At 70.5% G+C, this 9,680-nt stretch carries 9 protein-coding genes; 5 read left to right on the forward strand and 4 right to left on the reverse strand.

What is annotated here, in order from left to right:
* Positions 1 to 5: 5 nt before the first annotated feature.
* Positions 6 to 1,478 carry an MFS transporter gene (locus tag AB0M47_RS13400; RefSeq protein WP_363412528.1) on the reverse strand — a complete coding sequence of 491 codons (1,473 nt, stop codon included), beginning with the start codon at positions 1,476 to 1,478 and terminating at the stop codon, positions 6 to 8.
* An 88-nt stretch (positions 1,479 to 1,566) separates the two neighbouring features.
* Here AB0M47_RS13400 and AB0M47_RS13405 point away from each other — a divergent pair, with 88 nt between their 5' ends.
* The 3 genes from AB0M47_RS13405 to AB0M47_RS13415 all read left to right on the forward strand — a co-directional run bounded on the left by AB0M47_RS13405 (position 1,567) and on the right by AB0M47_RS13415 (position 4,403).
* Positions 1,567 to 2,313: a TetR/AcrR family transcriptional regulator gene (locus AB0M47_RS13405; RefSeq protein WP_363412530.1), complete on the forward strand. Its 747-nt coding sequence runs from the start codon at positions 1,567 to 1,569 to the stop codon at positions 2,311 to 2,313.
* 35 nt (positions 2,314 to 2,348) lie between these two features.
* On the forward strand, positions 2,349 to 3,587 hold the full coding sequence (locus AB0M47_RS13410) for a glycosyltransferase (RefSeq protein ID WP_363412532.1): 1,239 nt from the start codon (positions 2,349 to 2,351) through the stop codon (positions 3,585 to 3,587).
* Between the two features lie 126 nt (positions 3,588 to 3,713).
* On the forward strand, positions 3,714 to 4,403 hold the full coding sequence (locus AB0M47_RS13415) for a hypothetical protein (protein ID WP_363412534.1): 690 nt from the start codon (positions 3,714 to 3,716) through the stop codon (positions 4,401 to 4,403).
* On the opposite strand, the gene AB0M47_RS13420 is transcribed toward AB0M47_RS13415, so the two are convergent.
* On the reverse strand, positions 4,400 to 6,253 hold the full coding sequence (locus tag AB0M47_RS13420) for a CheR family methyltransferase (RefSeq protein ID WP_363412535.1): 1,854 nt from the start codon (positions 6,251 to 6,253) through the stop codon (positions 4,400 to 4,402). The two genes, AB0M47_RS13415 and AB0M47_RS13420, sit on opposite strands and share 4 nt — an antisense overlap.
* Positions 6,254 to 6,336: 83 nt before the next feature.
* Positions 6,337 to 7,347 carry a chemotaxis protein CheB gene (locus tag AB0M47_RS13425; RefSeq protein WP_363412537.1) on the reverse strand — a complete coding sequence of 337 codons (1,011 nt, stop codon included), beginning with the start codon at positions 7,345 to 7,347 and terminating at the stop codon, positions 6,337 to 6,339.
* Positions 7,348 to 7,543: 196 nt separating this feature from the next.
* On the opposite strand from AB0M47_RS13425, the gene AB0M47_RS13430 reads away from it, so the two are divergent.
* Positions 7,544 to 7,903, forward strand: a complete 360-nt coding sequence (locus AB0M47_RS13430) for an STAS domain-containing protein (RefSeq protein WP_363412539.1) — start codon at positions 7,544 to 7,546, stop codon at positions 7,901 to 7,903.
* A 110-nt stretch (positions 7,904 to 8,013) separates the two neighbouring features.
* Here AB0M47_RS13430 and AB0M47_RS13435 read toward each other — a convergent pair whose 3' ends face one another.
* The gene (locus tag AB0M47_RS13435) at positions 8,014 to 8,580 is read right to left on the reverse strand and encodes a hypothetical protein (RefSeq protein ID WP_363412541.1); all 567 of its coding nucleotides are present in this window, start codon (positions 8,578 to 8,580) and stop codon (positions 8,014 to 8,016) included.
* Between the two features lie 232 nt (positions 8,581 to 8,812).
* Here AB0M47_RS13435 and AB0M47_RS13440 point away from each other — a divergent pair, with 232 nt between their 5' ends.
* Complete coding sequence (locus tag AB0M47_RS13440) at positions 8,813 to 9,556, forward strand: hypothetical protein (protein ID WP_363412543.1); 744 nt, start codon at positions 8,813 to 8,815, stop codon at positions 9,554 to 9,556.
* The last annotated feature ends 124 nt before the right edge of the window (positions 9,557 to 9,680 follow it).

The following is a 9,680-nucleotide window of genomic DNA, read 5'->3' on the forward strand; positions in this document are numbered from 1 at the left end:
GCGTTTCAGGCGCGCTCGGCGATCAGGTGCTCGGCCGGCTCGGTCACCGGCTCAGTCACCGGCTCGGTCGCTGCTTTGCGCGTACGAGTGAATCCCCAGCCGACGAGAGCCGCCGCCAGCACGGTGAGGGCGAGGCTCGCGAGCGTGGTGGCCGCGCGGAACTCGGCGGTCTGGTGAGGGCTCCAGCCGGACGAGGCGATGTCGCCGGTGAACCAGGCCGCGAGGATGGTGCCGACGACGGCGATGCCGACGCCGGAGGTGACCTCGGTCGCGGTGTCGGTGAGCGCTACGCCGATCGTCGTACGACTTTCCGGCAGGCCCCGGAGCACGTTGACCGCCGCGACGACGCCGACCACGCGAATCCCCGCTGCGACGAGCACGAGGGCGAGCGCGACCCAGCCGTAGCCGGTCCGGCCGAGCAGGCAGTAGACGGCGAGGCCGGCGACCACGGAGACGGCGCTGAGCCAGCCGGCCCGTTCGAGCCCGACGCGACGCACGAGCGGGTTGACGAACGCGCTGCCCGCGAGGAGGACCACGACCTGCGGCAGCATGCCGAGGGCGGCGAGCGCGGGCGGCCAGCCCCAGTCGAGTTGCAGTTGCAGGGTGACCAGGTAGGTCAGGCCCGCCGTCGCGAGCCCGGCGGCGGCCTTGAACGCCAGGCCGCTGGAGACGAGCGGATTGGCCAGCAGTGCCAGGTCGAGCAGCGGGTGACGCGCCGTACGCTCACGGCGGAGGAAGAGGACCGCGCCGGTGACGGCCGCGACGGTGACCGCCCAGGGGACCCACGATCCGGCGCCCTCGTCGACGAACAGTGTCGGCGCGACGAGCGCGAACACGATGGTCGCGGTGCCCAACGCCGCGCCCTGGACGTCGATCGGATCGCGGTGCCGGTCGGCCGGGTCGTCCGGCGCGATGCCGAACCGTACGCCGAGGATCGCGAGCGCGGCGATCGGCACGTTCACCAGCAGCAGCACCTGCCACGGCGCGACCGCGAGCACCAGACCGCCCACGGTCGGCCCGATCGCCAGCCCGGCCAGGCCGACGGTCGAGATCAGCGTGGTGGCGCTGACGCGGAGGCGGTCTTCGTCGAACAGCCGGAAGGCCAGCGCCATCGACCCCGGGGTGGTCATCGCGGCCGCGATCCCGGTCGCGACGCGTACGGCGATCAGTTGGTCGGCGGTGGTGACGAACGCGGCCGCCAGGCTCGCCACGGCGAGCAGGGTCAGCCCGGCGATCATGACGCGCCGGCGGCCGAACCGGTCGGCGATCGCGCCGAAGGCCAGCATCAGTCCGCCGAACACGACGGCGTACGCGCCGGTGACCCACTGCACGGCGGTTGTGGAGGCGTGCAGGTCGCGGCCGATCGTGGGCAGCGCGACAGTCAAGATCGAGTTGTCGAGCATCTCGAAGAGGAAGACCGCGGACAGCCCGGCCAGGGCGACCCAGGCCTCCCGGAGGGATCGAGGTGAGCGGTTCATGCCGCCAGTCTAGAACACTGTTCGTATTCATGCGAACGGTGTTCCTAGTGTTGTCGAACACCGTTCGCCAGTCCGCTAAGCTCTCCCTATGTCACCGACTCCGCAGGAACGGCGCGCGGCGCGGCATCAGCTCGGCGCCGAGTCGAGTACGCCCAAGGCCCGGCGCGGACCGTCCGGCGGCCGGAAAGCGCCCATCACAGTCGAAACCCTCGTCGACACCGCGTTCGGCATCGTGGCCCAGGAGGGCTACGAGGCGCTGACGATGCGTCGGCTCGCCACCGCCCTGGAGACGGGACCTTCGTCGCTGTACGCCCACGTGGTCAACAAAGAGGATCTGGACGAGCTGCTCATCGGGCGGCTGTGCGCGGAGATCCGCCTGCCGGAGCCGGACCCCGCCGCCTGGCGCGAGCAGATCATCGGCGTCTGCACCCAGCTGCGGGACCGATACCTGCGGTATCCGGGCATCTCCCGAGCCGCGTTCGCCGCCGCGCCGTCCAACCTGGAGACGCTGCGGGTCGCCGAGGGCATGCTGGCCATCCTGCTCGCGGGCGGGGTCGAGCCGCAGACGGCCGCCTGGGCGATCGACGCGCTGCTGCTCTACGTCAACGCGTACAGCCTGGAGGTCTCGCTGGTCGACCGGCGGGTGAGCCGCAGTGACGACAACTGGGTCGTCGGGCGGGACGAGCTGCTGCGCCGGTTCGCCGACCTGCCGGACTCCTTCCCGCAGACCAAGCGGTACGCCGCCGAGCTGACCGCCGGAACGGTCGACGACCGGTTCCGCTTCACCCTCGGCCTGATGATCGGCGGCCTCTCCACGAGCGAACGAAATAAGTAGTTTGAGGTGGTATTTCCCCGGGTAGCCGCTCAGGCATGACCACACCGCTCCGCCTGGCGTTGATCTCCGAACACGCCAACCCGATGGCCCCGCCCGGCGGCGTGGACGCCGGCGGCCAGAACGTCCACGTCGAGGCGCTGGCCACCGCGCTGGGGCGGCGCGGCCACGAGGTCACGGTCTACACCCGACGCGACGGTCCCCACCTGCCGGAGACCATGACCGCGCCGGGCGGCTTCCGGGTGGTGCACGTCCCCGCCGGCCCCGCCGAACGCATTCCGAGAGACGGCCTGCTGCCGTTCATGGGCGAGTTCGGCCGCCGACTCGCCGAGCGATGGTCCATCGACGCCCCGGACGTCGTGCACGCGCACTTCTGGATGAGCGGCGTCGCCGCGCTGGAGGCCGCGAAGGTACGCCTGGGCGAGCCGATTCCGCTGGTGGCCACGTTCCACGCGCTCGGCACGGTCAAGCGCCGCATGCAGGGCGCCGCCGACACCAGCCCGGCGGACCGCATCGGCTTGGAGACCATGGTCGCCACCAGCGCCGACCGGGTCATCGCGCAGAGCGCCGACGAGGTCGCGGAACTCCGGCGCGTCGGCGTACGCCGGAAGCGGATCGCCGTCGTCCCGTCGGGTGTGGACACCGAGCACTTCCGTCCGGCCGACGGCGAACCGGCGGCGCGGGCGGACGGGCGGCACGCCCGGCTGCTGAGCGTCGGGCGGCTGGTGCCCCGCAAGGGGTACGCCGACATCATCCGCGCGCTGCGGACGGTGCCCGACGCCGAGCTCCTCATCGCCGGCGGTCCGGCGCAGGGACATCTCGGCCGCGACCCGGAGGCTCGGCGGTTGGTGGAGGCGGCGATCGAGGCGGGCGTCGGCGACCGGCTGCGGCTGCTCGGCGCGGTGGACCGCTGGCGGATGCCGACGCTGTACCAGGCCGTCGACGTCGTCGTCTGCGCTCCGGCGTACGAGCCGTTCGGAATGACTCCGCTGGAGGCGATGGCCTGCGGCACCCCGGTCGTCGCGTACGCCGTCGGCGGGTTGACCGACTCGGTGGTCCACGGCGCGTCCGGGCTGCTCGTCGAACCCGGCAACGTGCCCCGGCTGGCGGGCGCGATCCGGCAGCTGCTCGACGACGAACCACTGCGGTACGCGTACGCGGCGGACGGTTTGCGGCGCGTACGCGAGGGGTATCCGTGGACGCGGATCGCCGAACAGGCCGAGGCGGTCTACCGATCCGTCCAGGTGCGACCGAACGCCATGGCCAGCCTGGTGTGATCGGTGCGAATCCGGTGGGATTCGCGATGTTTGACTCGGCTCGATCGTGGGTACGGCGCTCGGTTCATACCCCCGCCGCCCACGGGCGGATCGGCCGGATCGGGTGATGGCACGAGCCTGACGACGGTGACTCAGCAAGACCTCAGGACCGGTGTGTACGACCTCCGGCCCAAGGGACTGCTCGATCTCGCCGGTACCGCATCACTACGCCGATCACTGCTGAAGATCCTGCCGGAACAGCCCCGGGTTCTCCTGCTCAGTCTGGACGACGTCGAGGTGCTCGACCCTCACCACCTGGCGATCCTGCCGACTCTCGACAAACGCGCGATGCGCGACTGCGGCGCCCGCCTCGACTGCTACGCCAGCCCGCAGACCAAAATCGGCCGCCGGATTCTGGAAGCCATCAGCTGGCGCGTCGCGCTGCACTCCAGCCGGGCGGCGGCGTTGGCGACAGCCGACGCCAAAACGGCAGCCACCCATCGGGCGTACCGGTGGCTCCCGGCCGACGACGACGCGATCCGCGACGCGCGATCGACTGTCCGGGACTGCTGCCGGCGCTGGGCCATCGCACAGATCGCCGACACCGCCCAGCTCGTCGTGGCGGAACTGGTCGCCGACGCCCTCCAGACCCAGACCGGGCTGCACCTGATCCTCACTCATCGCGGCGCGCAACTTCATCTTCAGGTGCGTGGCGACCACCGGATCGGCGGACGCGACATCCTGCTCGTGGCGCTGCTGTCGAGCGCCTACGGCACCACCGTCGGGACCGAGGCCACCACCCGGTGGGCCGCCCTGCGCGTACGCCCGGCGGGCTAACCGCCGGTGAGGTGGTCGGACTCCATCACGAGGATGACTCCGGTCACCTCCGCCGAGCTGGACACCAGCGGGGTGCAGACGACGCGTACCTCGATCTGCCGGCCACGCCGGTTGACCGCGGGCAGCTGAGTCTCCTGCGGCTGCGTCTCGCCGCTGAGGACCTTGCGGATCGCCGGGCGGAGTTGTTCGACGGGCAGCCCGATGTCGAGGTTGAGGAAGTGTTCGCCGATCGCCTCCTCCTGGCGCAGGCCCCACAGATCCTCGGCGCGCCGGTTCCAGACCTGCACCACCAGGTCGCGGCTGAGCACAGTGACCCCGGCCCGGAGGCTGGTCAGCACGGCCTCCAGGAAAAGGTTGGCCTCGTCCAGCTCGTTCGTGCTGGAGCGGAGCTGGTCGTTGATGCTCTGCAGCTCGTCGTTGGTGGACTGGAGCTCCTCGTTCATCGTCTCCAGTTCCTCGTTGGTGGACTGGAGCTCCTCGTTGGTCGTCTCCAGCTCCTCCACCGTGGACTGGAGCTCCTCGTTGGTGGTCTCCAGCTCCTCGTTCGTCGACTGCAACTCCTCGTACGCCGTCTCCAGCTGCCGGTTGGCGTGTTCGAGGTCTTCCTGCAAGCGCCGGGCGCCGGTCACATCGTGGAAGACCAGCGTGGTGCCGAGCAGCCCGCCGTCGGCGTCGACGAGCGGATGAAGCTGGACTTCCAGGTGCACCGAATCGCCGGGACTGCGCAGGTACTCGACGTCGCCCGCTCGCGTCATCCGACGCTCCACCTGTGTCTGCTCGATGAACCGCCGCAGCTCCAGCGGCCGGTAGGAGACGTCGAGGTCCCGGAACGGCCGGCCGATGTCGCGGCTGGTCACCCCGAACAACGCCTCGGCCTGTCTGTTCGCCAGCGCCACCAGTCCGTCCGCGGTGACCACGATCTGCGCCACCGGGCTCGCCTGAAACGCCTCGTTGCGCAGCTGATCGATCGGGCCGACCTCGGTACGCGGCGGGGGGTGCGGGACGTCGATCGGCACCGCGCCGTTGGTCTGCATGAACCGCGGCACCTTGCGGAAGACCCGGCGCTTCAAGTCGATGGGTGCGAAGAGGCTCGTGTGGCTCAGCAACATCTCGGCCTTGCCGAGGAACAGCACCCCGCCCTCGCCGAGCGCGAAATGGAATCGGGACAGGATGCGCGCCTGGGTCTCGGCGTTGAAGTACATCAGGGTGTTCCGGCAGACCAGCAGATCGATCCGGGAGATCGGGGCGTCCTGGATCAGGTCGTTGCGCCCGAAGATCACCGATCGGCGCAGATCCTTGCGGAAGATATGCCGCCCGCCGGCCACCTCGAAATAGCGCTCGACCAACTGGGGCGGCATGCTGCCGACATCCTTGTCGGAATAGCTGGCCTGACGCGCCTGGGCCAGGCCCTCCTCGTCCACATCGGTCGCGTAGATCTTGACCCGCTGGCGGAACTCGTCCGGGCCCAGCACCTCGGCGAGCATGATCGCCAGCGTGTAGGCCTCCTCACCGGACGCGCAGCCCGCGCTCCAGACCCGGACCGGCGAGTCGGCGGGCTTGGTCAGCAACAGCGGCCGGACGACCTCGTTACGCAGGAAGTCCCACGAGTCGGCGTCGCGGAAGAAACCGGTGACGTTGATCAATATCGTGTTGAACAGAGCGGTGAACTCGTCCGGATGCAACTCCAGATAATCCTGGTACTCGCCGTAGTCCTCGAGATCGATCTGCGCCATCCGCCGGTCGACCCGCCGCATCAGGCTGGATCGCTTGTAGCCGGTGAAGTCGAAGCCGCGCGCGTCCTTCAGGTAGGTCAGCAACGCCTCGAAGCGCGGATCCGTCTGGTTCATCATCGCCCACGCCCTTCACGCACGCGCATCTCGCCCGAATACGGTACTTCATGAGGCACGCCCCATACCCCAACCGCGCGTATCGCTCACTCAGTCAACTGGACCGGCAACCCGGCGGTGGTGGAGCCGATCTCCTCGATCAAGCTCCTGATCATCTCGGCGGCCACGTCGGAGTCACGGGCCGTCGTCTCGAGCCGGTCGAGGCCAGGACGCCCGGTGCGGCGGCGCATCGCCTCGGCCAGTTGCCGGCTCAGCGAGGCCTTCTCCGACAGCGCCCGCAGTGCCATCCACAGTGCGCTCTCCAACGCCGCCGACTGCTCCTCCAGCAGGCTGTCCGGCGACCAGCCATGGCCGACACGGCACCGGAAGCGCGGCACCGACTCGCTGCTGACCTCGAAGAGGGCGCCCCCGCACGCAGGGCAGCCGTAGCCGGCCGGCGTACCCAGGTCGCCGTCCCCCGCCGGCTCGCGACGCGACTCGACCGGCTCCCTCTCCCGCGGCGAGTCCTGGCCCGGGACGAACGACGGGGCCGATTGGCGGGCCAGCTCACCCAGCAACGGGCCGATCTCGGCGGCCGGAACCACATGGTCCACGTCGCAGGCGCTCATCGCCGCCTCTGGCATCGCCGGGTACGCGGCGTCGGCCGGATCCTGCACGACGGTGACCCCGCCGACCTGAGCGACGAAAGCCAGCCCCGCGGCGCCGTCATCTCGCGTACCGGAAAGAACCACGCCGATGACTCGCGGACCGAAACTTCGCACCGCGGACCGGAAGAGCGGGTCGATCGCGGGCCGGTGGCCGTTCTCTGCCGGACCACGGGAGAGCCGGATGCGATTGTCCAGGATGAGCAGGTGGCGGTCGACGACCGCGACGTAGACGCGCCCGCGCCGCAGCGTCTCGCCGTCCACGGCGGGCCGCACGGTCAGGCTGCTCGCCCGGTCGAGGATGGCGGCCAGCGCGCTCGGCGCCGACCGGGGGACGTGCAGGACGACAAGGACCGCGGCCGGCAGGTCGGCGGGCAGACCGGCGACCATCGCCCGCAAGGCCTCGACACCACCGGCCGACGCCCCGACGACCACCACGTCGCGATGCGTCACACTCTTGACTCTAGAGCTTGGCCGACCGGTTTCGCGATTTCCGACACCGGTATCCGCGGGGACGATTCGTCGATCGCGGACCGGGGTAACGGAGCTGGCCGATCGCCGCGTCTCCCGGATTCGGCGGAACTCCTGGAAATCGGACATCGAGGGCGTCGGGGACCGACAACGGAGGCTGGGACGATGGAGGCGGATAGTGACGCCAAGCGATTTCGAGGCGTGGTCAGTCACTGAGCCGGACGGCGAAGTCACCGTGTTCCTCCGGGGCGAGCTGGATCTGCCGGCCGGCGGCCGGGCGAGGCAGGCGCTGCTCGGCGCGATCAGCCGGGGCGGCGGCCACCTCGTCGTGGACGTCTCCCAGCTCACCTTCATCGACGCGGCCGGCGTACGCGGCCTGATGACCGCGCAGCTCGCGGCCGAGGCCGCCGGGCAGCCGATGCGCGTGGTCGGCGCCCAGGGCATCGTCGCGACCGTGCTGAGCCTGCTGCAATTCATCGACGCCGACGACTCCCCACTCCCCGCGCAGCCGCCGGCTGGGCGAGGCGCTTCGACCTGAACCCGTCGCCCTACCGGCACCCGGCCTTACCCCGGCTACCCGGCCGTGGACCGGCGGATGGATGACCGGACGACCGGCTTGGACCGGCGCACATAGCTGACCGGCGCGCCTCAGACGGGTGCGTGGATGACTTCGTCCACCCGGCGCCGGTAGTCGGGGTCGGTGCGGTAGACGAGCAGCATCGCCCGGACCCGCGCGGCGGCGGCGACGCCGTCGGACATGCCGAACTGCTTGAGCGCCAGGTCCTCGTCCTCACTCAGGCCGACCGTCAGGCGCTCGGACCGCTTCGCGCCGGTAGCCACACCGTTGGCCGAGCCGGTCGCCGCACCGTTGGCCGAGCCGGTCGCCGCACCGTTGGCAGAGCCGGTCGCCGAACCGTTGGCCGAGCCGGTCGCCGCACCATTGGCCGAGCCGGTCGCCGCACCATTGGCCGAGCCGGTCGCCGCACCATTGGCCGAGCCGGTCGCCGAACTGTTGGCCGAGCCATTGGTCGTGGCCGACCGGACCGGCATCGTCGGATGCCCCGGACTGGTCGCCGCGACAGCGAAGCCCCGCAGGTAGTCGCGGCCGTGCCGGGTGGAGAGCGCCCGCAGGACCGCCTTCAGCAGACCGGCCGAGTCGGCGGCCCGCTGATGCCAGCGCCGGCCGTCCTCAGTGCCGAGCCACGCACGGGCCATCCGGGCTCCGGCTTCGAAATCGTCGTTCGCCGGTGGACACGTCGGGCCGGGCGAGCTCCGTCCGTCGGGCGATGCCGCATTCCTGGGGGTCCTCATGCAAAGGCACGCTACCCAAAGCTGATCTTCTCAAACCTCCTCACCTGCCCGATCGGATTTCGTCTGTCCGAACAGGTGTCGCCGAACGCGGTACGGGGTAGCGAAATTCCCCGTTGGAGTCGAAAGTGGCTATGTGATGACCGGCGTTCGGATCGACATCGTCCACCATGGCCAGACCGTGGCTGAGGTGCGCGTACACGGTGCCATGACGCTTGCCGCCGCGACCCGGCTGCGGCTGGCGGTCCGCAAGTGCGTGGCCGACGCGCCCCGGTTGATCATCCTCAACCTGACGAACGTGACGGAGGCCGACGCGACGGGCCTGGTGGCGGTGCCGACGCTGCAGCGGTACTGCTGCGATCTGGAGTATCCGATCCCGCTGCTGATTCAGGCCCCGCCGGACTCCACCGCGGCCCGGCTGATCCAACGCCACCTGCACGTGCGGGCCACGGTCTGCGCCGAGGTCGACCCCGCCGCACCGATCCGGCTGCTCCCGGTCGCACCCGTGCCCGAGGCGCGGCTGACCTTGTGGGCCACGCCGACGATGGCGGCTCGCGTACATCGGTTCGCCAGGCGGACCTGCTGGAGCTGGCTGATGCCGTGGATGGTCAACCGGGTGCAACTGGTCGCCGCGGAGCTGACCGCCAACGCCGTCGCCCACGCGGCCAGTCCGCGTACGCTGCGGCTCACGCTGGGACCGGACACTCTGCGGGTGGCCGTCAGCGACGCCACCCGGGACCTGCCGCACATGGTGCTCGGTGAGGAGCCCGACGTCGGCCATGGGCTCGGCATCGTCGACCTGGTGGCCGAGCGGTGGGGCACCATCCTGTCCGGACCGGGCAAAGAGGTGTGGGCCGACATCCGCCTGGTCCGCTTCCTCTAACCCCCCACCCCTCCCCCTCCCACCCCCTCCCACCCCTCCCCACCCCTCCCCACCCCGCCGCCCCCACGGGCGTTGATCATGGAGTTTCCAGTCACGACACACCGTCGAGACCACAGTTAACTCC

The organism is Hamadaea sp. NPDC051192, from assembly GCF_040682475.1.
GTDB classification, from domain to species: Bacteria; Actinomycetota; Actinomycetes; order Mycobacteriales; family Micromonosporaceae; genus Hamadaea; species Hamadaea flava.